Consider the following 22,619-nt stretch of genomic DNA (forward strand, 5'->3'; position numbering starts at 1 on the left):
GGCACTTTTCGTGCGTAACACCGCCAAGATCACCACCGCCGTGCTCGCCGCCGGAGCCCTCACCCTCGGGCTCTCCGCCTGCGGCTCGGACAAGGACGCCGCCTCCGACACCTCCGGCCCGCTGGTCGTCGCCGCGAGCCCCGTGCCCCACGCCGAGATCCTGAACTTCGTCAAGGACAACCTCGCCGAGAAGGCCGGCCTCGACCTCGAGGTCAAGGAGTTCACCGACTACGTCACCCCGAACACCGCGACGGAGGACGGCTCGGTCGGCGCCAACTTCTTCCAGACCCAGCCGTACCTCGACGACTTCAACAAGAAGAACGGCACGCACATCGTGTCGGTCGTCGACGTGCACTTGGAGCCGCTCGGCCTCTACTCGCACAAGGTGAAGAAGGCCGACGAGCTGAAGAGCGGCGCGACGATCGCGATCCCCAACGACACCGTCAACGAGGGCCGGGCCCTGCAGCTGCTGGCCGCCAACGGCCTGCTCACCCTCAAGGACGGCGTCGGCACCTCGGCGACCCCCGCGGACATCACGGACAACCCCAAGAAGCTCACCTTCAAGGAACTCGAGGCCGCCCAGACCCCGCGCTCCCTGGACGACGTCGACGCCGCGGTGGTCAACGGCAACTACGCCATCGAGGCCGACCTGAAGCCCGCCAAGGACGCCCTGGTCCTCGAAGAGGCGAAGGACAACCCGAACAGCAACCTCCTCGCCGTCAAGGAGGGCCAGGAGGACGACCCGCGCGTGAAGAAGCTCGCCGACCTCCTCACCTCGCCCGAGGTGAAGAAGTACATCGAGGACACGTACGCCGGATCGGTCCTCCCCTCCTTCTGATCCCCCCGATCCACCGCGACACCCTCCACGGGGTCCGACTCCGCGCCGCCCGGCGACGGGGGAGGACCCCGTGGTGCGTTCCGGTGCTTTCATGCTGCATGCTGGGCAGTTCAGCAGCACCCGACGGTCTCTCAGTTACGGAGCGGCGCATGACGAGCACCTTCCCCGACATCTCCATCAGCACGGAGCGGTTGGTGCTGCGTCCCCTCGACACGGACGACGTCCCCGCCCTCGCCGCGATGATGAGCGACGAGCAGGTGGGCGCCTGGACGGACGTCCCGCAGCCGTTCACGGAGGAGAGCGCCCGCGCCTGGATCAGCGGGTACGCCCCCGCCGAGCGCGCGGCCGGCCGCGGGCTCGACCTCGCCGTCACCGAGTTCCTCACCCAGCGCCTGGTCGGCGTCGTCCAGCTCACCAGGACCAACTGGCACGTGCGCTCCACCGAGCTGTCGTACATCGTCGCTCCCTGGGCGCGCGGCGAGGGCTACGCGTCCGAGGCGGCCCTCGCCACCGCCCAGTGGCTCTTCAAGGACCAGAAGTTCGAACGCATCGAGCTGCGCACCGCGGCCGACAACACCGCGTCCCAGCAGGTCGCCCAGAAGATCGGCTGCATCAGCGAGGGCGTGCTGCGCAACGCCTGCATAGCCAGGGTCCGCACCGAGGACGGAGGCTGGAGCGAGGTGCGCACCGACTTCATCGTGTGGAGCCTGCTGCCGGAGGACATCGAGGGCGCGGACGGCCAACTGGCCGACAGCAACGGCTTCTCCGGCTACACCGACTGGAACTGACGTCGGACGGGCGCCCGGCGGACAGCACCGGCGCGGCGGTCCGTGCCCGCACCAGGTAATCTCGACAGACCGCCTCCGGGCGGAACAGCCGACGACGACCTGCGCAAACCCAGGAGACTGACGACGATGGCCGACCGGGTCACGGTGATCGGCTGGGACGGCTCGCCGCTGACCGACGCGGCACAAGCCGCACTGGGAGCCGCCACCCTGGTGGCCGGCGCCGCTCACCACCTGGCACTCCCCGAGGTGCCCGCCACCGCCGAGCGCATCCGGCTCGGCTCCGTCGCCCTCGCCGCCCGGCGCATCGCCGCCCACCGCGGCACCGCGGTCGTGCTCGCCGACGGTGACCCCGGCTTCTTCGGCGTCGTACGGACGCTGCGCGCACCGGAGTTCGGCCTGGAGGTCGAGGTCGTGCCCGCCGTCTCCTCGGTCGCCACCGCCTTCGCCCGGGCCGGCATGCCCTGGGACGACGCGGAGGTCGTGGTCGCCCACCCCCGCACCCTGCGCCGCGCGGTGAACGTCTGCCGGGCCCACACCAAGGTGGCCGTCCTCACCTCCCCGGGCGCCGGCCCCGCCGAACTGGGCCTGCTCATGGAGGGGGTCCACCGCTCCTTCGTCATCTGCGAGGAACTGGGCACCGAGCGCGAACAGGTCACGGTCGTCACCTCCGACAAGGCCGCCGACCACACCTGGCGCGACCCCAACGTGGTGATCGTCATCGGCGGTCCGGTGGCCGCCGGCGACTCCGGGGGCTGGCTCGCCGGGCGCGGCCCCGCGCCCGGACCGCGCGGCTGGACGCTGCCCGCCGAGGAGTACGGCGGCGCGCTCGGCGAGGGCGAGCAGGACGTCCTGCGCACCGGCCAACTCGCCCGCCTGGGACCGGGCCTCGGCGACCTCGTCTGGGACATCGGCTGCGGATCCGGCGCCTTCGCCACCGACGCCGCACGCGCCGGAGCCGCCGTCATCGCCGTCGACAGCGACCCGCGGGCCTGCGCCCGCACCGACGCCGCCGCCCGCCGGCACGGGGTCCAGATGCAGATCGTCCACGGCACCGCCCCGCAGGTCATGGAGAACCTCCCCGAACCGGACGTCGTCCGCGTCGGCGGCGGGGGAGCGGCCGTGGTCTCCGCCGTCGCTGACCGCCGCCCGCAGCGGATCGTCACGCACGCCGCCACCCGCGACGCGGCCGAGCTGATCGGCCGGAACCTGACGGAACACGGCTACCGGGTCGAGTGCGCGCTGCTGCAGTCCGTCGAACTCGACACGCGTGCCTGGACGGAGACGGAACGGAGCGTTGCGTTCCTGCTCAGCGGGGTACTGCCCGCGCGCGGCCGCTGAGCCGCATTGCCGTCCCCGTGATCGGGTTGTCGTACCGCGCGCGGTAGGCTGGCCGATCGTTGTACCGCACCGGACACCCGACGCTTCGTCGGCCAATGTCCAAAAAGCGCGCCCGTTTTGGGGTGGGTCGTGGTACGGCAGGAACCGGAGGACGCGCAACGTGGCGCAGTCCACAGCGGAACCGTCGCCGATCAAGCTGACGCGACGGCGGTACGGCCGCGACAATGCCAGTGAATGGCTTTGTCGCCTTTTTCGGGCGGGCCGTTCGTGCCGCTGGGGACGCACGCTCGTTCTCCAGTGTGGGGCGGTCGGTGCGCCGTTCCGGGTGAGCTGGTCGTAGGAGCACTAACCGATGGGCGAGGGGTACGCATGACCGACACCGGCCAGGTCCCGGGCGAGGGACTGCCGGAGAACGCAGGCAGGGTGGAGCAGCCGGGCGTCACCGCGCCTGAGGCGTACACCTACCTCTCCGACAGTCCCGCCGAGGACGAAGACCTGCTGCTGCCCGGTGCCCAGGGCGCCTGGGGCAACGAGATCGCACCGCCCGCGCCCGAGCCGGTGGTCGAGACCGTCCACCAGCCCGGCCCGCACGAGACGGCCGGCCGCGACAGCGGATCGGTCGACCTCAACGGCGTCCGGCTCCCCGAGCCGTCCCAGCAGGCCTCGGCCGCGCCGCGCCGCCCGCTGCACCTCGGCCCGCCGATGCCCGACCTCTCCACGAGCCCGGTCCGCTCCCTCGCCGACCGCGGCCCCGCCGATCTGCCGGCCCGCCAGCCCGGCCCGCCGACCCTCGGCCCCGAGTACCTCGACGTCCAGCGATCCCGGGAGACCGCCGCACCGCAGGTCGCGACGGCGCAGACCGGCGGCCCTTGGGCCGCCCGGGGGACGGCCGGGGCGGGCGTGGGGACCGAGGAAGCGGCGGTCCCCGGGGCGGGACCCATGGACGCGGCCCAGGCGGTCGTCGCCCGGGTCGCCACCGACGCGGTCGCGCAGGCGGACGTGAGCGCGGAGACCGCCGGCGGCGGACAGGCTCCCGCCGCGGTGCCGTACACCGACCACAGCACGCCGGTCGTGCCGGCGCCGGGCACGCCCGGAGACACGGCCGCCGGGCAGGGGTATCCGCAGGGGGACGCGGTCGCGTCCGTACCGGCCGGTGCCGGGGCGTCCGAGGGTGTGCCCTCCGAGGGCGTCGCCGTCGCGCCGGAACACGCCGAGGCGGCGGAGCCGGTGGCGGAGGCGCCGCAGCAGGACGAAGTCGTACAGCAGGCGGAACCCGCTGCGGAGGTTCCCGCGGCGCCGGAGGCCGGCCCGCCCGAGCAGGGGGCGGTCGAGGCCGTACCGGTGCCGGGCCAGGCGGACCCCGTGGACGTCGCCGTGGCCGAAGTCGGGGCTGCGCAGGACGGGCCCGTGCCGGGTGCCGAGACCGCGGAGCCTGTCGCCGAGGCGCCCGACGGCGACGCCGCCGTCGCCGCGCCCGAGGGCACGCAGGTGCCGCAGGAGGCGCCTGCCGAGGACGTGGCCGAGGCGCGGGCGCCTCAGCTGCCGGACGCCGAAGGCGTGGTACCTCAGCCCCGGTCCGAGCACCAGGCCGAGCCCGAGGCCGCGATTGCGGTCGCCGTCGCGCAGGAAGCCCGGGGGGCCGTCGCGGAGGCCGGGCAGGACGCCGTCCAGGCGCCGGTCGCCGACGGTGCCGTGCCGCAGCCGGCCGGTGACCGGCCCGCCGGTGCGCCGGGCGGCGAGCCCCAGGGCGACCCCCAGGGCGCGGCTCCCGGCACCGACGTGCCGCAGGCGGCCCCGTCGCGGAAACCCCCGCACCCGAGCCCGTCCAGGCATCCGAGCCCGTCCAGGCACCCGAGGCCCCCGGGACCACGCAGCTGCCCGACGCCGTCGCCTCTCACGGCGCGCCGGCGCCCGAAGCCCCGACGCCTGAAGCGGCCCCCGCTCCCGAAGCGGCTCCCGCGCCCGAAGCCGTAGCGCCCGAAGCCCCGGCACCGGACGCCCCCGAGACACCCGTCCCGGCCGCCGCACCCGCCGCCGAGAACGGGACGACCGTGGCCTCCCGGAGCCGGAAGCCCTCGCACCGGCCCCGCCGAGCCCGAGGCCCTCGCCCCGGCCGACGCCGTGCAGGGACCCCAGCAGACCCCCGCGCACCCGACCCCGCTGCCCGGCACCCTGCCGCTCACGCCCGAGGCCGGCCAGCCGCTGGGCAGTTCGTCCCCGTGGACGGCACCGTGCCCACCGCTCCGCACCTCGCCCCCACCCCGCCGCAGGGCGTCCCCGTCCCCGAGGACGGGACCGGCCCCGCCGACGCCGTACCGGCAGCCCCCGCCGTCGACGCCGACACGGACGTCCCGCAGAACGCCGACGACCTGGACACCCAGGGCGCCGGAGTGGAACCGGAACCGGCCGGCCCGGCAGGGCCCCCCGCCCCGGGTACGCGGACGCCGAGCGTGAGGCCGTGCTGAAGGTCATGCGCGAGCGCCGCGACATCCGCAACGGCTTCCGCGGCGACCCCATCCCCACGAGGTGCTGCTCCGGGTCCTGGAGGCCGCCCACACCGCGCCCTCCGTCGGCCACTCGCAGCCCTGGGACTTCGTCGTCATCCGCTCCGCCGAGACCCGGCGCCGGATGCACGAACTCGCCATGCGCCAGCGCGAGGCCTACGCCAAGTCGCTCCCCAAGGGCAGGGCCAAGCAGTTCAAGGAACTGAAGATCGAGGCCATCCTCGACACCCCGGTGAACATCGTCGTCACCGCAGACCCCACCCGCGGCGGCCGCCACACCCTCGGCCGGCACACCCAGCCGCAGATGGCGCCGTACTCCTCCGCGCTCGCCGTGGAGAACCTCTGGCTCGCCGCCCGCGCCGAGGGGCTCGGCGTCGGCTGGGTCAGCTTCTTCGACGAGCGCGAGATGGTCCGCGCCCTGGAGCTGCCCGACCACCTGGAGGTCGTCGCCTACCTGTGCGTCGGCTACGTCGACGAATTCCCGGACGAGCCCGAGCTGATGCAGGCCGGCTGGTCCAAGCGGCGCCCCCTGTCCTGGGTGGTGCACGAGGAGACGTACGGCCGCCGCGCCCTGCCCGGAGAGGACCCCCACGACCTGCTTGCCGAGACCGTCGCGCAGATCCGCCCGCTGGACGCCAAGGCGCTCGGCGAGGCGTGGGAGCGCCAGAAGCGCATGACCAAGCCGGCCGGAGCACTCGGCATGCTGGAGATCATCTCCGCGCAGCTGTCCGGCCTGTCCCGCCAGTGCCCGCCGCCGATCCCGGAGCCCGCGGCCGTCGCGGTCTTCGCCGGCGACCACGGGGTGCACGCCCAGGGCGTCACCCCCTGGCCGCAGGAGGTCACCGCACAGATGGTGGCCAACTTCCTCGGCGGGGGAGCGGTCTGCAACGCCTTCGCCGCCCAGGTCGGTGCCGAGGTCTGCGTCGTCGACGTGGGCGTCTCCTCCGACCTGCCGGCCACCCCCGGGCTGCTGCCGCGCAAGATCCGCGCCGGTACGTCAGACATGACCACCGGCCCCGCGATGACCCGCGAGGAGGCCAAGCAGGCCATCGAGGTGGGCATCGAGACGGCCAGGGACCTGGTCGCGGCCGGCAACAAGGCCCTGCTCACCGGTGAGATGGGCATCGCCAACACGACCGCGTCGGCCGCCCTGATCTCCGTCTTCACCGGCGCGGACCCGGCCGAGGTCACCGGCCGCGGCACCGGCATCAACGACGAGACGCTGGTCCGCAAGACCGACGTCGTGCGCCGCGCCCTGGAGCTGCACCGGCCCGACCCGGCCGACCCGCTGGGCGTCCTGGCCGCCGTCGGCGGTTTCGAGCACGCGGCCATGGTCGGCCTGCTGCTCGGCGGCGCGTCGCTGCGTACGCCGGTGATCCTGGACGGCGTCAGCGCAGGCGCCGCCGCGCTGGTGGCCCGGGCCATCGCCCCCGAGGTCCTCGCGGCCTGCATCGCGGGCCACCGCAGCGCCGAGCCCGGCCACGTCGCCGCGCTCAACAAGCTGGGCCTGCGTCCCCTGGTCGACCTCGACCTGCGGCTCGGCGAGGGCACGGGCGCCCTCCTCGCGCTGCCGCTGGTCCAGAGCACGGCCCGTGCCATGCACGAGGTCGCGACGTTCGACTCGGCGGGCGTGACCGAGAAGTAGCGGCCGGTGTCCCCGCCCGTCCCGTCGACACGGGGCGGGCGGGGACACCGTTCTCCCAGGGTTCCGTGGCGCCCAGGAGGCCGGTGCGAGTGAGACCCGTCCCACTCACCGGACCCACCCCGCTCTCGCCGCCCGCGGGCATAAAATGCCACGTCAGGCCCGCTCCGACGCCGCAGCGTGCCCGCGCTGACCCATCGCTCGTCCGAGGAGCCCCCGCTGATGGCCGAACACCCGCCCTACCCCGTAGGCCTCCGCCTGACCGGCCGCCGGGTCGTCGTCCTCGGCGGCGGCCAGGTCGCCCAGCGACGCCTTCCCGCCCTGATCGGAGCGGGCGCCGACATCCACCTCGTGTCCCCCGAGGCCACCCCGTCCGTGGAGGCGATGGCGGACGCCGGCGAGATCACCTGGCACCGGCGCCCCTACGCCGAGGGCGACCTCGCGGACGCCTGGTACGCGCTGATCGCCACCAGCGACCCCGAGGCGAACACGGCTGCGTCCGCCGAGGCGGAGACCCACCGCGTCTGGTGCGTGCGTTCCGACGACGCCGACCAGGCCACCGCCTGGACCCCGGCGACCGGCCACAGCGAGGGCGTCACCGTCGCCGTGCTCACCACCGACGCGCGCGGACGCGACCCCCGGCACACCGCCGCCGTCCGCGACGCCGTGGTCGAGGGCCTGCGCGACGGCACCCTCGTCGCCCCGCACCACCGCACCCGCACCGCGGGCGTCGCCCTCGTCGGCGGCGGCCCGGGCGACCCGGACCTCATCACCGTGCGCGGCCGGCGCCTGCTCGCCGAGGCCGACGTGGTCATCGCCGACCGGCTCGGCCCGCGCGACCTGCTCGCCGAACTCCCGCCGCACGTCGAGGTGATCGACGCGGCGAAGATCCCCTACGGCCGGTACATGGCCCAGGAGGCCATCAACAACGCGCTCGTCGAGCACGCCCGGCAAGGGAAGTCCGTGGTGCGCCTCAAGGGCGGCGACCCGTACGTCTTCGGCCGTGGCATGGAGGAGCTCCAGGCGCTCACCGAGGCCGGCATCCCCTGCACCGTCGTCCCCGGCATCTCCAGCTCCGTCTCCGTCCCGGGCGCGGCCGGCATCCCCGTCACCCACCGCGGTGTGGCGCACGAGTTCACCGTGGTCAGCGGCCATGTCGCCCCCGACGACGAGCGTTCCCTCGTCGACTGGCCGTCCCTGGCGAAGCTGACCGGCACCCTCGTCGTCCTCATGGGCGTCGACAAGATCGGCCGGATCGCCGAGACCCTGATGGCGCACGGCAAGTCCCCGCACACCCCGGTCGCCCTCGTCCAGGAGGGCACCACCGCCGCCCAGCGCCGCGTCGACGCCACCCTCGCCACGGTGGCGGATACCGTCGTCGCCCAGGACGTGAGGCCGCCCGCGGTCATCGTCATCGGCGACGTCGTGGCCGTGGGCCCGGACGGGACGGCCGCCTGACATGGGCGAGATCATCACCGTCGACGACCCCGCCGACCCGCGCCTGCACGACTACACCGACCTCACCGACGTCGAACTGCGCCGCCGCCGCGAACCCGCCGAGGGCCTGTTCATCGCCGAGGGCGAGAAGGTCATCAGGCGCGCCGGGGAGGCCGGTTACGCCATGCGGTCCATGCTCCTGTCGCAGAAGTGGGTCGACGTCATGCGGGACGTCATCGACCGCTCCGACACCCCGGTGTACGTCGTGGAGCCCGCGCTCGCCGAAGAGGTCACCGGCTACCATGTGCACCGCGGCGCGCTCGCCTCCATGCGGCGTCGGCCCCTGCCCGCCGCCGCCGACGTGCTGCGCACGGCCCGCCGCGTGGTCGTCATGGAGTCGGTCAACGACCACACCAACATTGGCGCGATCTTCCGCTCCGCCGCCGCCCTCGGCATGGACGCGGTGCTGCTCTCCCCGGACTGCGCCGACCCGCTGTACCGCCGCAGCGTCAAGGTCTCCATGGGGGCCGTCTTCTCCGTGCCGTACGCCCGCCTGGAGACCTGGCCGAAGGACCTCACGCCGGTCCGTGAGGCGGGATTCACCGTGCTCGCCCTCACCCCGGACGAGCGGGCCCGGTCCCTCGACGAGGCGGCCCCGCACCGGATGGAGCGGGTGGCGCTGATGCTCGGCGCGGAGGGCAGCGGCCTGTCGGCCCGCGCCCTGGCCGCCGCCGACGCCTGGGTCCGCATCCCGATGTCCCACGGCGTCGACTCGCTCAACGTGGGCGCGGCGGCCGCGGTCGCCTTCTACGCCGTGACGGCGGGCCGGCCGCGGGAGTAGCGGATCCCCGTCCGGCGTCGTCCGGCGGGCCGCCCCCGCGGGCTCAGGACGGGCCCTGGCAGCCCTGCACCAGCGCGATACCGAGCGCCACCACCAGCGTCACCACCACGAACACGAACAACCGCTGCCTGAGCAGGCGCGGATTGGCCGGACGCAGACCGGACCCGGTCGTCCGGGGCGCGGGCCGGCGGCCGCCCGTGCCGGTGCCGGGCCGCGTGGTGCCGCGCGACGCGGGGCCCGGGCGCGGCCTGGGCCGCGAGGGCGAGCCCTGGCGGGGCGCACCGTCGCGGGGCGCACCGCCTCCCCGGGACGCCGGGACACCGCGGCCGCCCCGTGAGGGTGTCGGGCCACCGCCCCGGGACACGGGACCCGGACCGCGCCCGGCCGACGCACCGCGCGGGGGAGTGGCCCGGCCGCCCTGCCTGCGGGCGTCCCGCTCCGGATAGGTGTCCGCGAGGCGCCCGGTGGGCCGTTCGGACTCCGGGGTGCGCGGCGCGGGCGGCCGGACGTCGGCGAGGCCCTGCGCCTCACGCGCGGCGATCTCCTTGAGCCGCAGCGACAGTTGCAGCGTGCTGGGCCGCTCCTCGGGGTCCTTCGCCAGACAGGCGCGGACCAGCGGGGCCAGCGCGTCCGGGACCCCCTGCAGCTGGGCCTCCTCGTGCACCACGCGGTACAGCATCACCTCGGAACTGCCGTGTCCGAAGGGGGAGTCGCCCATCGACGCGTAGGCGAGCGTGGCGCCCAGCGAGAACACGTCGGTGGCGGGGGTGACGGCCGCGCCGCGCACCTGCTCGGGGGCGAGGAAGCCGGGCGAGCCGACGGCCGTGCCGACGTGCGTGAGCGTCGAGGCGCCCGTGGCCCAGGCGATGCCGAAGTCGATGATCCGCGGCCCCTTCGGGGACAGCAGGATGTTGGACGGCTTGAGATCCCGGTGCACCACACCGGCCTCGTGCACGGCGACGAGCCCCTCGGACAGGGCGGCGCCGACGGCGGCCACTTCGGCGGCGCCCAGCGGGCCCTCGTCGGCGACCTTGTCGTGCAGCGACGGGCCCGGCACGTACTGGGTGGCGAACCAGGGGCGGTCCGCCTCCAGGTCGGCGGCGACCAGCCGGGCGGTGCAGCCGCCCCTGATGCGCCGGGCCGCCGAGACCTCGCGGGCGAACCGCGAGCGGAACTCCTGGTCCTCCGCCAGATCGGGACGGATCACCTTCAGCGCGACCCGCTGCCCCTTCTTGTCGGAGCCCAGGTAGACCACGCCCATCCCGCCCGCGCCGAGCCGTCGGTGAAGCCTGAAAGAGCCGACGACGCGCGGGTCCTCGCGCCTCAGGCGCATCATCGCCATGTTCATCCCCGCTGCCCGGTCCTGTGACGTGCCACAGCTTACGTTTCCACACCCGTCCGTGCGCAGAGGCCGCGCCCTCTCGTATCGACGGATTGTCAGTGGCAAGTGGGAGACTTGAAGAGTGGTCAGGGGGCGCGTGAACAGGCCGGGTTCACGCGACGGTGCGAGGCGCCGATCCCAACCACCCGACGGGCGAGGGGGATTGATCACGTGAAGGGTGACCGGGTGGAGATCGTCGTGGACGCCGGGGACACGACGCGTACCTACGAGGTGGTGGCCTCCAGGGCCGGGCGCAGGGTGGAGACGGCGGTGCGACGAGGAGTGGTCGAAGTGAGCGAAGTCACCCGAACCGGGGCTGTGGTGCGGACCGCGCGTTTCATGGCGAACCGGGTGCTCGCCCTGGTCGAGCAGCCCGTGCCGCGCCAGGACACCTCGGAGGGGGCCTGAGCGGCGGCCGTCCCCTCGGGGATGTCCCTGAGGAGGGGACTCCGTCTCCACCCAGGGAGTACGACGCCGGTGCCCGCTCATCCTCGGGGAGGCCCGCCAATCGGTACGAGGGCATGACGTGACGGACGCCGGTGACCCCTAGATTTGAGATCGAGCGGCGGGTGCAGCACTCGTCCCCCGAGGTCGACGCCCGCCGCTGTCAAAGACAACAGAAACGGTCAGGAGTGGGGCCATGGCGTACACGGCACCGCGGACACTGCTCCGCACGCGGGAACGCGGCGAGGGCCGCCGGCACCCGCTGGTGGCGACGCTGATGGCCCTGCCCCTGGCGGTCCTGCTCCTCCTCGTCTTCGACGGGTGGGAGACGGTGACCACACAGGCGTCGTCCGTGGGAGAGATGCTGGGGCGCTGATCAGCGACCCCCAGGCCCGGAAGAGCGGTCCGGGCGGGGACATCCACCCATGAAACCCCGTGGGGACGGGGGTGCGGCGGACGGCAAAATGCCGGCGCAGCTGGGGAGCTGCGCCGGCATTGCCATGCCCGGACGCGCCGGACGTCCGTACGCCCCGGCCCCGCAGGGCACGCGACCACGACGCGGCGCCCCGCCCGCGTAGCCTCACCCCGTGACCCCGGACCTGCCCTCCGCCCTGACCGCCCGCGCCGCGCAGGCGGCCCACGCGAGAGCCGTCGCCTGCGCCTGCGTCGCGGCCACCCTGGCCCACCGCGAGGACACCACCGTCGTCCGGCACGCCGCCACCGTGGCCAAGGCGCACGCCCCCGGCACCGACCCCGCCGAACTGGCCCGGCGCGTCGCCGTCGCCGCCGGCCTCCCCGGCGTCCTGCTGCCCCCGCTCGCCCCGAGCCCGGTCGAACTGCACGGCCGCCCGGTCACGTACTGGCCCTACGGCACCCCCGTGGACCCCGGCGACCCGGACGCCGCTCCCTGGGAGGAGGCGGCCACCCTCCTCGCCCGCCTGCACCTCGCCCCGCTGCCCGCCGGCCTGCCCCCGATGCGCGGGCCCGAGAAGGCGGCCCGGGCCGTCGCCCTCCTCCGGGACACCGCGTCCCGCCATCCCGCCGCCGCCCCTTTGCTGGACGCCTGGGCGGAACTGCCCGCGTGGGCCCGGGGAGAGGAACCGGCGCCGGGCCCCGCACGCCTCTGCCACGGCGACTTCCACCTCGGCCAGCTGATACGCCGGGCCGGGCCCGGCCACCCCTGGCTGCTGATCGACGTGGACGACCTGGGCCCCGGCACACCCGTGTGGGACCTGGCCCGCCCCGCCGCCTGGTACGCCTGCGGCATGCTCGACCCCGACGCCTGGCACCGCTTCCTGACCGCCTACCGCGCGGCAGGCGGTCCGGCCGTACCGGCCGACGGCGACCCGTGGACCGTGCTGGACGTCCCGGCCCGCGCGCTGACCGTCCAGACCGCCGCCCGCGCCGTCACCAAGGCGGTCGCCGCGGGCCGGGCGCTGGACGAGGTGGAGGAGTCGCTGGTCGACGCCTGTGCCCGCATGCGGTCCGCGCCCGCGCCGTCCCCGGCGGACTGAGACCAATTTCCGCGACATAGGGTGCAACCGGCCCGCGGCAGGAGAGAGTCTGTCCTGGCGATACGCGAAGCAGGAACGACCGGCGAGGAGTTGAACCGGATATGCAGTGTCCGAAGTGCCGTGCCCCCATGCACACGTACAACCGCAACGGTGTCCAGATCGAGCAGTGCAGCGGGTGCCGGGGCATCTTCCTCGACTACGGCGAGCTCGAGTCGCTGACCCGGCTGGAGTCCCAGTGGTCGCAGCCCGCCGCCCCGCCCCCGCCCGCCGCACCCCAGGCGTACCCGCCCGCGGCACCGCAGGCCCCGGCGTGGGGAGCGCCGCACGGCGGCCACTACGGCCACCGCCGCCAGAAGAGCTTCGGCCACATGCTCTTCTCCAGCTGACGGCACACGACGAAGCCCCCGGTCGCGGGACCGGGGGCTTCGTGCGGTGTGGACGATACTGGGATTGAACCAGTGACCTCTTCCGTGTCAGGGAAGCGCTCTCCCGCTGAGCTAATCGTCCTCGGGACCACGACCACTCCGCGGAGCGGATCATGGGCACTGCGTGCGCGATACTGGGATTGAACCAGTGACCTCTTCCGTGTCAGGGAAGCGCTCTCCCGCTGAGCTAATCGCGCGGGTACGGATCTTCGAGAAGATCCAGTGGACGATACTGGGATTGAACCAGTGACCTCTTCCGTGTCAGGGAAGCGCTCTCCCGCTGAGCTAATCGTCCTTGGAGGTGGAGACGGGATTTGAACCCGTGTAGACGGCTTTGCAGGCCGTTGCCTCGCCTCTCGGCCACTCCACCAGGAGTGTAGGGGACCGGGAAGCCCCCTCTTCCTTCGAGCGGACGACGAGGCTCGAACTCGCGACCTCAACCTTGGCAAGGTTGCGCTCTACCAACTGAGCTACGTCCGCCTGTCGTTTCGGTCCGCTTCCGCGTCCCGGCGACGAACTGAACTCTAGCGGATTCCGGGGCCAGCACAAAAACCCGTTTGTGCAGCGTGCTGCGCTGCGCCTGCTCACGGGCGTGGCCACGTCACCGCCACGCGGGCCGCCATAGACTCGTGGCGTGCTCGACCTGCCACCTCTCGCGCGCTTCGGTGACCGCGTCGCCACCGGCCTCGCCGACGTCACCGACGACCCCGCCGCCCTCGACTCCACGGGCTTCTGGGCCGTCGCCGCCGACTTCGAGGGCCGTCTGACCTGCGCCCGTTTCCGGGACGTCCGGGACGAGCCGGTGCCCCGGCCGGTGCCGGGGGCGTGGCGGGGACCGGCGGCCGGTGACTGGACGTCCTCCCTCGACCGCGCCGCGTACACGACGGCGGTGCGTCGCATCCGCGACCACATAGCCGCGGGCGAGGTGTACCAGGCGAACCTCTGCCGCGTCCTGTCCGCGCCGGTGTCCCCGGACGCCGACGTGGACGCCCTCACCGCGCTGCTGGCCCGCGGCAACCCGGCGCCGTACGCAGGAACGATTCGGCTGCCCCGGCACGGCGTGGAGATCGCCACCGCGTCCCCCGAGCTGTTCCTGCGCCGGGACGGTCGGGTCGTCGAGTCCGGCCCCATCAAGGGCACCGGCCGGACCGAGCAGGACCTGCTGGAGAAGGACTACGCCGAGAACGTCATGATCGTCGACCTGGTCCGCAACGACATCGGGCAGGTCTGCGCCACCGGCACGGTCACGGTGCCCGACCTGTGCGCCGTCGAGAAGCACCCCGGTCTGTTCCACCTGGTGTCGACGGTCCGCGGCGAGCTGCGGGACGGCCAGGGATGGCCCGAACTGCTCGGCGCGGCCTTCCCGCCCGGGTCCGTCACCGGGGCGCCCAAGTCCAGCGCCCTGCGGATCATCGAGGCCCTGGAACCGGCACCGCGCGGCCCCTACTGCGGCGGGATCGGCTGGGTCGACGCCGACCGCGGCACCGGTGTGCTCGCCGTCGGCATCCGCACCTTCTGGATCGACCGGGACACGCGGGGCGCGGCCGTGCTGCGGTTCGGCACCGGCGCCGGCATCACCTGGGGCTCCGATCCCGAGGGGGAGTGGCGGGAGACCGAGCTGAAGGCCTCCCGGCTGCTCGCGGTAGCGTCGGGGACGTACCAGGTGAGCGAAAGGATCCGGACGTGAAGATCTGGCTCGACGGCGCGCTGCGGGACATCGAGTCCGCCCGCGTCTCCGTCCTCGACCACGGACTGACCGTGGGCGACGGCATCTTCGAGACGGTGAAGGCCGTGGACGGGCGGCCGTTCGCCCTCACCCGGCATCTCGACCGGCTGACCCGCTCGGCCCGCGGGCTCGGGCTGCCCGACCCCGACCTCGACGAGGTACGCCGCGCCTGCGCCGCCGTCCTCGAGGCCAACCCCGTGCCGCTCGGCCGGCTGCGCCTCACCTACACCGGAGGGCGGGGCCCGCTGGGCTCCGACCGCGGCGAGCACGGCACCACCCTCGTGGTCGCCCTCGGCGGGACCACCCGCCGCCCCGACTCCACGGCCGTCGTCACCGTGCCCTGGACCCGCAACGAGCGCGGCGCCCTCACCGGCCTGAAGACCACCTCGTACGCCGAGAACGTCGTCGCCCTCGCCCGCGCCCGTGAACACGGCGCCACCGAGGCGCTGTTCGCCAACACGGTCGGACAGCTCTGCGAAGGCACCGGGTCGAACGTCTTCGTCGTCCTCGACGGCGAGATCCACACCCCGCCGCTCGCCTCCGGCTGCCTCGCGGGCATCACCCGCGCCCTGGTCGCCGAGTGGACCGGCGCCAAGGAGACCGACCTGCCGCTGGACGTCCTGCGGGACGCCGACGAGATCTTCCTCACCTCCACCCTGCGTGACGTGCAGGCCGTCCACCGCGTCGACGACCGTGAACTGTCCGCCGCCCCCGGCCCGGTGACGGCCAAGGCCATGCGGGTCTTCGACGAGCGGTCCGCGGCGGACATCGATCCGTGAGGGGCCGGAAAACCGGCTGAAGCGGGGGAGCGGAGCGGGTAGAACACCCCTGATGACCACCACCCTGCGGCCGACCGAGCCGCTTCAGCGGAACCCCGACGGAACGCGCTCGCGCCGTTTCCACGTCTGCGTGAACAGCCGTCCCGTCGGGGAGGTGCACCTCGGCACGGACCCGGTCTTCGGCGACGCCGTGGCCCGGGTCGTCAGCCTGCGCATCGACGAACCGGACCGGCGGCGCGGCCGGGGCACGGTGGCCGCCCTGGCGGCGGAGGAGGTGGCCCGCACCTGGGGCTGCCGGCGCATCGAGGCCACCGTCCCCGCCGAACCGGGCACTCCCCTCTCCCTCGCCACGGCACTCGGCTACGTCGCGCGCAACCGGTCCATGGAGAAGGCCCTCGGCGACACCCCGCCCGCCCTGCCGGACGGCACGCGCGCACGGCCCATGACCGAGGAGGAGTTCGTCCCCTGGCAGGCCAGTAGCTCGGAGGACTACGCGCAGGAGTGGGTCCGGCGCGGGGTGCCCGAGGCCGAGGCACGCGCCAAGGCCGCCTCCGACCAGGCGGCGCTGCTGCCCTACGGTCTCGCCACGGAGGACATGGTCCTCAGCGTCCTCGAGCACGAGGGCACCGTGGTCGGCACGCTGTGGCTCGCGCTGCGCGGGGAGCGGGCCTACGTGTACGACGTGGAGACCGTGCCGGCGCACCGCGGCCGGGGCCACGGCCGCAGTCTGATGCTCCTGGCCGAGGCCCAGGCTACCGCCGCGGGCAACAGGGCCCTCGGCCTCAACGTCTTTGCCGGCAACACCCCGGCGGAACGGCTCTACGCCTCACTCGGCTACACGACGACGAGCTACTCGCTGTACAAACCACTGATGTGACCGCGGCCGGTTCTCGCCTGCCCGTCCGTACCGGTCACGACCGCCACCGGACAGGGTGGACGGCCCGGCACCGAGCACGGCCGTACTCGGGCGAGGCGCGTCGGCCGCGCCATCGGTGCGGCCGATCCCGGCGGGCCGGGCCGGCGGGGGAGCCGTTCTCCAGGCACGTGGGCCGTCGTGGCGGACCCGGGCGCCGGGTCAGGACGCCGGTTCGGCCGTACCGGCGACCAGTCGCGGTACCGGTGCAGCCGGCCCGCCCACCGGTGCGGGGGCACGCGCGGCCGACTCGGTGTGCCGCCAGGCACCAGGCGCCGCGGGGCCGGTCAGGCCTCCTGGTCCGCCAGCAGACGGTCCGCGATCTCCTCGATGCGCGCCCGCAGCCCCTCCTGGCTCTTGCCGCCGTCGAGCCGCTCGCCGCCGATGACGTACGTCGGCGTCCCGGTCACTCCGATCGCCTTGCCCTCGGCCTGGTCCGCGTCCACCACCAGGATGTGCCGTCCGTCGATCAGGGCGGTGTCGACCTCCTCGGCGTCCAGACCCAGCTCGGCGGCGACCTCGACCAGGAAGGACTCGCCCCGGCGGTCCAGCTCGTCGAGCCGGCCCAGCACGGCCTCCACGTAGGGCCACCCCTGTCCCTGCTCCCACGCCTCCTCGGCGGCCTGCGCGGCGGCGAAGGCGTGCTTGTGCTTCTCCAGCGGGAAGTGCCGCAGCCGGATCTCCAGGCGGTCGCCGTACCGGGCACGCAGGGCGCGCAGGTCGTCCAGGGCTGTCCGGCAGTCGGAGCACTGCAGCTCGCACCACACCTCGAGAACGGGGGCGGCGGGGCGGGCGGGGGAGGAGTCACTCATGGTGACAGTCTTCCAGCCGGGCCCCGCCCCACCCAATCCGGGCACGTACCGGACGGGCACCGGCCGGCACCTGCGGATGATCCGCGACCCGGAGATGTCCCTGATGTCCGCCCCGAGCGTGGCCCGGCGACCCGCGGCGGGTGCAGGATGGAAGGGACGAGATCTCCTCGTGCCCGTACGCACCTGCCCTGGAGGACCGGATGATTGCCGAGACCGTCTGCTCCGCCGTCGCCGCGGCGGGCCTGGGCATCGCGGTGGTCACGGCCTACCGCAAGCGCTACCTCGCCGCGACCCGCATCGCCGCGTACGCGCTGGTGCCGCTGGGCCTGGTCATGGCCGGGGTCGTCGACTGGCTCGCGGACACCGCCTTCAGCCCGACCGCCTGGGCCGGCTTCGGCGTGCTGGGGCTGTCCTGGGTGCTGTTCGCCACCACCCGCACCGTGGAGCGCCGACGCGGCGGCACCCGTAAGGAACGCAGGGCGGCACGGCAGGCGGCCGCCCCCGCAGCCGCGGCACCGGGCGCCTCCGCGCCGGCGCTGGGTGAGGCGACCCCCCGAGGAGAGAGCCCCGCGCCCCGCCGCGCGCCGGCCTCCCAGGGCGACGACGACTTCAGCGACATCGAGGCCATCCTCAAGAAGCACGGCATCTGACGCCCCTCGGACCACATGCGTCACAGGGGGTCCCGGACCGCCCGGAAGTGATCACCAACCGAACCGTAGGTCGCGGTTTCGGCGTACCCGCGTACTTTCCGTGAGTGTTGATCGCTTGGGGCCCGTCCGATGCGTCATCATCGCGGCGAGATGCTGGACACGACACAGAGCGATGCCACGCCGCTGCAGGACGAGCCGCGCGGATGCCTTTTCGCCTTATCCCAGCCACCGCTGATGATCTTCCTTGCGGTGATCGGGTGTCTGCTGCTCACGGCTGCCCTGCACGACCTGCTGTGGCTGTGAGCCGTACCCGCGGTTCCCGGCGTCACCCGTCGGGACCGCGTCGGCCCACCATCCGTACGACCGTCCACACAGCCGGGGGCATCCCCCCACCGGTGACGGTCGGCAGCGTTCGAAGGGGTCAGCCCGCCGCTTCCTTGCGGCGCGCCCGGTAGGCGGCGACATGCAGCCTGTTGCCGCAGGTGCGGCTGTCGCAGTAGCGGCGCGAGCGGTTGCGGGAGAGGTCGACGAAGGCGTGGCGGCAGTCCGGTGCCTCGCAGCGGCGCAGCCGCTCCTGCTCACCGGCGACCACGAAGAACGCCAGCGCCATCCCGCAGTCGGCGGCCAGATGGTCGGCCACGGAGGCGCCGGGCGCGAAGTAGTGCACGTGCCAGTCGTAGCCGTCGTGGTCGGTGAGCCGGGGAGTGGTGCCGGCCGCAGCGATCAGCTCGTTGATCATCGTCGCCGCGCTGCGGGCGTCGGGCGCGGCGAAGACCGCGGCGAACCGGGCGCGGATCTTGCGCACCCCGGCCAGGTCGAACTCGGTGAGCGTGCCGACCTCGCTGACCTTGTGGTCCCGCACGAACGCCTCGAGGGCCGCGACGTCCGGCAGTCCGTCCGGTGTCGCGTCGTCCTCCGGTGCGGTGTTCACCAGATCCACCACGGTGTCCAGCGCGCACCGGGTGTCATGGGTGATCAGCACGATTCGCTCCCTGGCCTGGGGGGTCGGGCGGGCGCCCGCCGATGCTGGCCGATGGTAGTGGTTCCGGCGTACCCGGCACCTCCCCCGGTTCCGCACATGACTTCGAATCCAACGCGGAACGGCGCCCGGTCGTTCCCGGCCGAGCGTGCGTGTGCCGCCGTGGACAGCGGGACCGCGCCCCCGCCGGCAGCACAACGGCGCCGGGCCGCGGTGGACCGCGGCGTCGGCGCCGTTGTGTGTGAGCCGTATGCGGCTGCCCGTATGCGGCTGTCCGGGCCCGAGCCGTCACCCCGAGTCGACGGCGTCGGGCGGTTTTGTGGCCCTCGCCTAGCTTTCCGCCAGGATGTGCGAGAGCTCCTGATCGAGATCGAAGTGCCGGTGTTCCGTGCCGGGCGGCACGGCGGCGTCTGTGCGCTTCAGGAAGGACTCCAGGGCCCGCGCCGGGGCCTCGAGCAGGGCTTCCCCCTCCGGAGAGCTCAGGGCGATGCACACGACGCCCTGACCATGACTGCGCGACGGCCAGACGCGGACGTCGCCGGTGCCCGTGGGGCGGTGAAGTCCCTCGGCGAGGAGGTCGCGGGCGAACACCCACTCGACGGTTTCCTCGGCTCCGGTGTGGAAGGTGGCGTGCACGGCGTAGGGGTCGGCCGTGTCGTACCGCAGGCCTGCGGGGACAGGCAGGGAGGACTCGCTCGACACAACGAGGCGCAGGTGCAGCTCGCAGCTGACCGTGGTGTTCATAAGCGCCAGGGCCTTTCGCTCAGTGTGCGCTCGGGGATTCGCACGTCGGCGAAATCGACATGCCACCTACGGTGCCGTTGTAAACCCCTCTGAGTGTTTTGCGTGGGATTACGTAACTCTTCCGGCCGAGAGATCGTTCGCGGCCTGCGCCCATTCCGGTGATGTCTTTGGCTCCGGTAGTGTTGGGCTGCATGAACACGGGGAGTGACGAGTCCGTCGAGGTCGCGGCGGCGACCCACGGGGTGACGGTGAACGAGGGCGAGGGCCGGGACGAGCGGGGGCTCGGGTCGCGGGCACCCGAGTTCGTCAGAGCGCGGCGGGCGCTGCATCTGAGCTGGCAGGTGGGGGTCTTCGTCGTCGGCCTGGCCGTGGTGGTGGCCGGCGTGATCATGCTGCCGCTGCCCGGCCCGGGCTGGGTCGTGATCTTCGGCGGCATGGCGATCTGGGCGACCGAGTTCGTGTGGGCCCAGCTGGTGCTGCGCTGGACCAAGCGCAAGGTCACCGAGGCGGCCCAGCGGGCGCTTGACCCCAGGGTGCGCCGCCGCAACATCATCCTGACCTCGGTCGGCCTGGTGATCGTGGCCGCGCTGGCCGGCTTCTACCTGTGGAAGTTCGGTCTGCAGATGCCGTGGAAGATCAAGGACCAGTGACGCGCGCCGGGGGTCGGACCGCCCGGCCCCGGGTGGTCACGGGCACCCCCTGACATGGGGTAATGTTCTTCCTGCGTCCGGGCGATTAGCTCAGTGGGAGAGCGCTTCGTTCACACCGAAGAGGTCACTGGTTCGAACCCAGTATCGCCCACCGGATCAAGGCGGCCCGGCTCACGAATCGTGAGCCGGGCCGCTTCGTCGTGCGGGCCGGCGTGCCGCTCCCGCCCCCGTCGCGGGGTTCCGCTTTCCTCGCGTTCATCCAACCGTGACCTTCCGCGGCGGCGGCCGGCGCCGGTGCCGCGTTGTTCGGCCGGTCGGCCACGCGGTGCCGACCCGCCGGTTTCCGCCCCGCCCCGGATCCCCGTCGCGCGAGGCCGTCGTCAGGACCGTGCCGAGAGCGGTCGGCCATTCCTGTCCGAATCATCGACATGCCCTGAGGGCCTCCGCGCCTTGTGTCACGGGGCTCTGGAACGGACGGTGACGGTCCGTTATGCGTGGTGGGGCGCCGGGGGCCGGGCCCAGAGCATCAACAAGACCATCGGCCTCTTCGGGGAGAACAATCCGAAGAACAGGTCAAGACCGACTTCCAGCCGTACACGGATTCGTGGAGGCAGTTCAACACCCCTGCCTCGGGCGGGAATCCGCCGGACGTGTTCCAGAATGCCCCTGGATTCCTGCGAATACGACCCGAAGAATGTGCCGCTCGACCTCGATGAGCGGGTGAAGGCTGGCAACCTCCCACTCCGGGGGACCGCACGCCATGACGCACGAGGCGGGCGTAGGCGGGCACACTCCGTACATGGACCGGAACCATTACCGCTTCCGCAGTGTGTGGACCCTGTCCGCGCCCGCCGCGACCGTGTACGGCGTACTGGAGCGGATCGAGGACTACCCCCGGTGGTGGCCGCAGGTACGGGAGGTCGCCCGCCTCGACGACACCACCGGCATCGTCACGATCCGCTCCGTCCTGCCGTACGACCTGACCTTCACCCTGCGGGAGGGGAGGCGGGACCGGGAGAACGGCGTGCTGGAGGCGGGGCTGTCCGGCGACATCGACGGCTGGGCCCGCTGGACCGTCACCGATCTGGGCGCGCACGGCTGCCTCACCCACTACGAGCAGGAGGTCGACGTCCGCGCGCGGCTGCTGCGTCTGCTGGCCGTGCCCGGCCGGCCCCTCTTCCGCGCCAACCACGCGCTGATGCTGCGGGCCGGGCGGCGCGGACTGGCGGCACACCTCGAAGCGGTTTGAAGGAAGCGTCCTGAGCCCTGTATTGTTCGGTGCGTTCCCGGGCGATTAGCTCAGTGGGAGAGCGCTTCGTTCACACCGAAGAGGTCACTGGTTCGAACCCAGTATCGCCCACGCTCGGGAGAGCGACGTGGTCCGCCGACCACGTCGCTCCTTTCTTTTTCCGCGCGGTTCCGCCGTGTCACGCCGCTGCCGGCAGGTCCGGGCGCAGGGGCCAGGCCGGATCGACGACCTCCTCCGTGCCCGTGCGCGCGAACCACGCCTGCAGGCCCCGCGCCTGCGCCGCGTGCCACACCGCCTGCAGGGTGTGCAGCTCACCGGGGGACAGCCGCTCCAGCCGGGCCGCGAACCGGCGTCCCACCGCCCGGGTGACCTCCAGGGCCGCCACCGCGTCCGCCGCCGCGTCGTGCGCGCCCTCCAGTTCCACCTCGTAGTGCGCGCACAGATCCGTCAGCGTGCGGCGGCCCTTGCGGTAGCGGTCCAGATGCTTGTCGAGCACCCGCGGATCCAGCACCAGCAGCGGCGTCCGCTCGAACCAGCGGGCCAGCGACGACGCCCGGTGCCTGCGCAACTCCCGGTCCAGCAGCGTCAGATCGAACGGCGCGTTCATCACCACCACCGGCCGGCCCACCGCCGCCTGCTCCGCCAGCGCCTGGGCGACCTCGTACATCACCGGCGCGGGCCAGCGGCCGTTGCGCTGCAGATGCTCGTCCGTCAGCCCGTGCACCTGCGTCGCCGCGGCGGGCACCGGCACCCCCGGGTTCACCAGCCAGCGGGTCACCCGCGGCCGGGAGCCCGCGGCGTCCTGCACGACGAGGGCGGCCGACACGATCCGGTCGGCCTCGACGTCCACACCCGTCGTCTCCGTGTCAAAGGCGGCCAGCGGCCCCTCGTACCAGCACGTCATACCCACCAACCCCTCGCTCACCATCAGCAGTTGACGCGCCGTCCACTGCTCGGTCCGGTGA

At 73.4% G+C, this 22,619-nt stretch carries 22 protein-coding genes, 7 tRNA genes and 2 pseudogenes; 21 read left to right on the forward strand and 10 right to left on the reverse strand.

Features of this window, described 5'->3' with window-relative positions; genetic code table 11:
• The first annotated feature begins 10 nt into the window (after positions 1 to 10).
• The 7 genes and pseudogenes from F3L20_RS10065 (at position 11) to F3L20_RS10090 (ending at position 9,388) form a co-directional block, all read left to right on the forward strand.
• The gene (locus F3L20_RS10065) at positions 11 to 838 is read left to right on the forward strand and encodes a MetQ/NlpA family ABC transporter substrate-binding protein (RefSeq protein WP_024885096.1); all 828 of its coding nucleotides are present in this window, start codon (positions 11 to 13) and stop codon (positions 836 to 838) included.
• A 149-nt stretch (positions 839 to 987) separates the two neighbouring features.
• On the forward strand, positions 988 to 1,626 hold the full coding sequence (locus F3L20_RS10070) for a GNAT family N-acetyltransferase (protein WP_150153951.1): 639 nt from the start codon (positions 988 to 990) through the stop codon (positions 1,624 to 1,626).
• 126 nt (positions 1,627 to 1,752) lie between these two features.
• On the forward strand, positions 1,753 to 2,964 hold the full coding sequence (gene cbiE / locus F3L20_RS10075) for a precorrin-6y C5,15-methyltransferase (decarboxylating) subunit CbiE (RefSeq protein WP_150153953.1): 1,212 nt from the start codon (positions 1,753 to 1,755) through the stop codon (positions 2,962 to 2,964).
• 369 nt (positions 2,965 to 3,333) lie between these two features.
• Complete coding sequence (locus F3L20_RS35570) at positions 3,334 to 4,938, forward strand: hypothetical protein (RefSeq protein ID WP_431193187.1); 1,605 nt, start codon at positions 3,334 to 3,336, stop codon at positions 4,936 to 4,938.
• 77 nt (positions 4,939 to 5,015) lie between these two features.
• Positions 5,016 to 7,113: pseudogene (cobT, locus tag F3L20_RS35575) on the forward strand (nicotinate-nucleotide--dimethylbenzimidazole phosphoribosyltransferase).
• A gap of 219 nt (positions 7,114 to 7,332) precedes the next feature.
• Positions 7,333 to 8,568, forward strand: a complete 1,236-nt coding sequence (gene cobA / locus F3L20_RS10085) for a uroporphyrinogen-III C-methyltransferase (RefSeq protein ID WP_150153955.1) — start codon at positions 7,333 to 7,335, stop codon at positions 8,566 to 8,568.
• A 1-nt stretch (position 8,569) separates the two neighbouring features.
• Positions 8,570 to 9,388 (forward strand): TrmH family RNA methyltransferase, encoded by an 819-nt coding sequence (locus tag F3L20_RS10090; RefSeq protein WP_150153957.1) that lies wholly within the window; start codon positions 8,570 to 8,572, stop codon positions 9,386 to 9,388.
• Positions 9,389 to 9,431: 43 nt separating this feature from the next.
• Here F3L20_RS10090 and F3L20_RS10095 read toward each other — a convergent pair whose 3' ends face one another.
• A complete protein-coding gene (locus tag F3L20_RS10095) occupies positions 9,432 to 10,736 on the reverse strand; it encodes a serine/threonine-protein kinase (RefSeq protein ID WP_150153959.1) in 1,305 nt (434 codons plus the stop codon).
• A gap of 204 nt (positions 10,737 to 10,940) precedes the next feature.
• Here F3L20_RS10095 and F3L20_RS10100 point away from each other — a divergent pair, with 204 nt between their 5' ends.
• From F3L20_RS10100 to F3L20_RS10115, 4 genes are all read left to right on the forward strand, one after another.
• A complete protein-coding gene (locus F3L20_RS10100) occupies positions 10,941 to 11,177 on the forward strand; it encodes a hypothetical protein (protein WP_145827946.1) in 237 nt (78 codons plus the stop codon).
• Between the two features lie 232 nt (positions 11,178 to 11,409).
• Positions 11,410 to 11,589: a hypothetical protein gene (locus tag F3L20_RS10105; protein WP_024885088.1), complete on the forward strand. Its 180-nt coding sequence runs from the start codon at positions 11,410 to 11,412 to the stop codon at positions 11,587 to 11,589.
• A gap of 211 nt (positions 11,590 to 11,800) precedes the next feature.
• Positions 11,801 to 12,727 (forward strand): phosphotransferase enzyme family protein, encoded by a 927-nt coding sequence (locus F3L20_RS10110; RefSeq protein WP_150153961.1) that lies wholly within the window; start codon positions 11,801 to 11,803, stop codon positions 12,725 to 12,727.
• A 101-nt stretch (positions 12,728 to 12,828) separates the two neighbouring features.
• On the forward strand, positions 12,829 to 13,113 hold the full coding sequence (locus F3L20_RS10115; RefSeq protein WP_150153963.1) for a zf-TFIIB domain-containing protein: 285 nt from the start codon (positions 12,829 to 12,831) through the stop codon (positions 13,111 to 13,113).
• 49 nt (positions 13,114 to 13,162) lie between these two features.
• Here the strand turns inward: F3L20_RS10115 and F3L20_RS10120 are convergent.
• From F3L20_RS10120 to F3L20_RS10140, 5 genes are all read right to left on the reverse strand, one after another.
• Positions 13,163 to 13,234, reverse strand: a tRNA-Val gene (locus F3L20_RS10120).
• Positions 13,235 to 13,277: 43 nt separating this feature from the next.
• Positions 13,278 to 13,349 (reverse strand) — tRNA-Val (locus F3L20_RS10125).
• A 26-nt stretch (positions 13,350 to 13,375) separates the two neighbouring features.
• Positions 13,376 to 13,447 (reverse strand) — tRNA-Val (locus F3L20_RS10130).
• A 1-nt stretch (position 13,448) separates the two neighbouring features.
• Positions 13,449 to 13,522 (reverse strand) — tRNA-Cys (locus F3L20_RS10135).
• Positions 13,523 to 13,559: 37 nt separating this feature from the next.
• Positions 13,560 to 13,632: transfer RNA gene (locus F3L20_RS10140), tRNA-Gly, on the reverse strand.
• Between the two features lie 154 nt (positions 13,633 to 13,786).
• Between F3L20_RS10140 and F3L20_RS10145 the strand changes: the two genes are divergently transcribed.
• Genes F3L20_RS10145 through F3L20_RS10155 form a run of 3 tightly spaced genes read left to right on the forward strand, consistent with a single transcriptional unit; the run spans position 13,787 to position 16,534 of the window.
• A complete protein-coding gene (locus F3L20_RS10145; RefSeq protein ID WP_150153965.1) occupies positions 13,787 to 14,839 on the forward strand; it encodes a chorismate-binding protein in 1,053 nt (350 codons plus the stop codon).
• Positions 14,836 to 15,657 (forward strand): aminotransferase class IV, encoded by an 822-nt coding sequence (locus F3L20_RS10150; RefSeq protein WP_150153967.1) that lies wholly within the window; start codon positions 14,836 to 14,838, stop codon positions 15,655 to 15,657. Before F3L20_RS10145 ends, F3L20_RS10150 begins: the two co-directional genes overlap by 4 nt.
• Positions 15,658 to 15,709: 52 nt before the next feature.
• Positions 15,710 to 16,534, forward strand: a complete 825-nt coding sequence (locus tag F3L20_RS10155; RefSeq protein WP_150153969.1) for a GNAT family N-acetyltransferase — start codon at positions 15,710 to 15,712, stop codon at positions 16,532 to 16,534.
• Between the two features lie 323 nt (positions 16,535 to 16,857).
• Here F3L20_RS10155 and F3L20_RS10160 read toward each other — a convergent pair whose 3' ends face one another.
• Positions 16,858 to 17,382, reverse strand: coding sequence for a DsbA family protein (locus F3L20_RS10160; protein ID WP_150153971.1), 525 nt, complete (start codon positions 17,380 to 17,382; stop codon positions 16,858 to 16,860).
• A 200-nt stretch (positions 17,383 to 17,582) separates the two neighbouring features.
• On the opposite strand from F3L20_RS10160, the gene F3L20_RS10165 reads away from it, so the two are divergent.
• Both F3L20_RS10165 and F3L20_RS33945 read left to right on the forward strand, forming a co-directional pair.
• Positions 17,583 to 18,032 (forward strand): hypothetical protein, encoded by a 450-nt coding sequence (locus tag F3L20_RS10165; protein WP_150153972.1) that lies wholly within the window; start codon positions 17,583 to 17,585, stop codon positions 18,030 to 18,032.
• 150 nt (positions 18,033 to 18,182) lie between these two features.
• Positions 18,183 to 18,335: a hypothetical protein gene (locus F3L20_RS33945; protein ID WP_167534502.1), complete on the forward strand. Its 153-nt coding sequence runs from the start codon at positions 18,183 to 18,185 to the stop codon at positions 18,333 to 18,335.
• A 118-nt stretch (positions 18,336 to 18,453) separates the two neighbouring features.
• Here the strand turns inward: F3L20_RS33945 and F3L20_RS10170 are convergent, their stop codons facing one another.
• Together F3L20_RS10170 and F3L20_RS10175 are read right to left on the reverse strand one after the other, a co-directional pair.
• A complete protein-coding gene (locus tag F3L20_RS10170) occupies positions 18,454 to 19,014 on the reverse strand; it encodes a CGNR zinc finger domain-containing protein (RefSeq protein WP_150153973.1) in 561 nt (186 codons plus the stop codon).
• A gap of 327 nt (positions 19,015 to 19,341) precedes the next feature.
• Positions 19,342 to 19,755, reverse strand: a complete 414-nt coding sequence (locus tag F3L20_RS10175; protein ID WP_004002642.1) for an SsgA family sporulation/cell division regulator — start codon at positions 19,753 to 19,755, stop codon at positions 19,342 to 19,344.
• Positions 19,756 to 19,946: 191 nt separating this feature from the next.
• Here F3L20_RS10175 and F3L20_RS10180 point away from each other — a divergent pair, with 191 nt between their 5' ends.
• The 5 genes and pseudogenes from F3L20_RS10180 (at position 19,947) to F3L20_RS10200 (ending at position 21,765) form a co-directional block, all read left to right on the forward strand.
• The gene (locus F3L20_RS10180) at positions 19,947 to 20,405 is read left to right on the forward strand and encodes a TIGR02611 family protein (protein ID WP_150153974.1); all 459 of its coding nucleotides are present in this window, start codon (positions 19,947 to 19,949) and stop codon (positions 20,403 to 20,405) included.
• A 79-nt stretch (positions 20,406 to 20,484) separates the two neighbouring features.
• Positions 20,485 to 20,556, forward strand: a tRNA-Val gene (locus F3L20_RS10185).
• 308 nt (positions 20,557 to 20,864) lie between these two features.
• Positions 20,865 to 21,155, forward strand: a pseudogene (locus tag F3L20_RS34480) (extracellular solute-binding protein); the annotation flags it as partial.
• 49 nt (positions 21,156 to 21,204) lie between these two features.
• Positions 21,205 to 21,654, forward strand: coding sequence for an SRPBCC family protein (locus F3L20_RS10195; protein WP_145827937.1), 450 nt, complete (start codon positions 21,205 to 21,207; stop codon positions 21,652 to 21,654).
• Between the two features lie 39 nt (positions 21,655 to 21,693).
• Positions 21,694 to 21,765: transfer RNA gene (locus F3L20_RS10200), tRNA-Val, on the forward strand.
• Positions 21,766 to 21,832: 67 nt separating this feature from the next.
• On the opposite strand, the gene F3L20_RS10205 is transcribed toward F3L20_RS10200, so the two are convergent.
• Positions 21,833 to 22,558 (reverse strand): 3'-5' exonuclease, encoded by a 726-nt coding sequence (locus tag F3L20_RS10205; RefSeq protein ID WP_150153975.1) that lies wholly within the window; start codon positions 22,556 to 22,558, stop codon positions 21,833 to 21,835.
• Positions 22,559 to 22,619 lie beyond the last annotated feature (61 nt).

It is taken from the genome of Streptomyces tendae (genome assembly GCF_008632955.1).
Classification (GTDB): domain Bacteria; phylum Actinomycetota; class Actinomycetes; order Streptomycetales; family Streptomycetaceae; genus Streptomyces.

Bases quoted from the DNA above. Each gene is read 5' to 3' on its own strand.
- F3L20_RS10070 (WP_150153951.1), top strand. From the start codon at position 988: ATGACGAGCACCTTCCCCGACATCTCCATCAGCACGGAGCGGTTGGTG.
- cbiE (WP_150153953.1), top strand. From the start codon at position 1,753: ATGGCCGACCGGGTCACGGTGATCGGCTGGGACGGCTCGCCGCTGACC.
- F3L20_RS35570 (WP_431193187.1), top strand. From the start codon at position 3,334: ATGACCGACACCGGCCAGGTCCCGGGCGAGGGACTGCCGGAGAACGCA.
- cobA (WP_150153955.1), top strand. From the start codon at position 7,333: ATGGCCGAACACCCGCCCTACCCCGTAGGCCTCCGCCTGACCGGCCGC.
- F3L20_RS10090 (WP_150153957.1), top strand. From the start codon at position 8,570: ATGGGCGAGATCATCACCGTCGACGACCCCGCCGACCCGCGCCTGCAC.
- F3L20_RS10095 (WP_150153959.1), bottom strand. From the start codon at position 10,736: ATGAACATGGCGATGATGCGCCTGAGGCGCGAGGACCCGCGCGTCGTC.
- F3L20_RS10105 (WP_024885088.1), top strand. From the start codon at position 11,410: ATGGCGTACACGGCACCGCGGACACTGCTCCGCACGCGGGAACGCGGC.
- F3L20_RS10115 (WP_150153963.1), top strand. From the start codon at position 12,829: ATGCAGTGTCCGAAGTGCCGTGCCCCCATGCACACGTACAACCGCAAC.
- F3L20_RS10155 (WP_150153969.1), top strand. From the start codon at position 15,710: ATGACCACCACCCTGCGGCCGACCGAGCCGCTTCAGCGGAACCCCGAC.
- F3L20_RS10160 (WP_150153971.1), bottom strand. From the start codon at position 17,382: ATGAGTGACTCCTCCCCCGCCCGCCCCGCCGCCCCCGTTCTCGAGGTG.
- F3L20_RS10165 (WP_150153972.1), top strand. From the start codon at position 17,583: ATGATTGCCGAGACCGTCTGCTCCGCCGTCGCCGCGGCGGGCCTGGGC.
- F3L20_RS33945 (WP_167534502.1), top strand. From the start codon at position 18,183: ATGCTGGACACGACACAGAGCGATGCCACGCCGCTGCAGGACGAGCCG.
- F3L20_RS10175 (WP_004002642.1), bottom strand. From the start codon at position 19,755: ATGAACACCACGGTCAGCTGCGAGCTGCACCTGCGCCTCGTTGTGTCG.
- F3L20_RS10180 (WP_150153974.1), top strand. From the start codon at position 19,947: ATGAACACGGGGAGTGACGAGTCCGTCGAGGTCGCGGCGGCGACCCAC.
- F3L20_RS10195 (WP_145827937.1), top strand. From the start codon at position 21,205: ATGGACCGGAACCATTACCGCTTCCGCAGTGTGTGGACCCTGTCCGCG.
- F3L20_RS10205 (WP_150153975.1), bottom strand. From the start codon at position 22,558: ATGACGTGCTGGTACGAGGGGCCGCTGGCCGCCTTTGACACGGAGACG.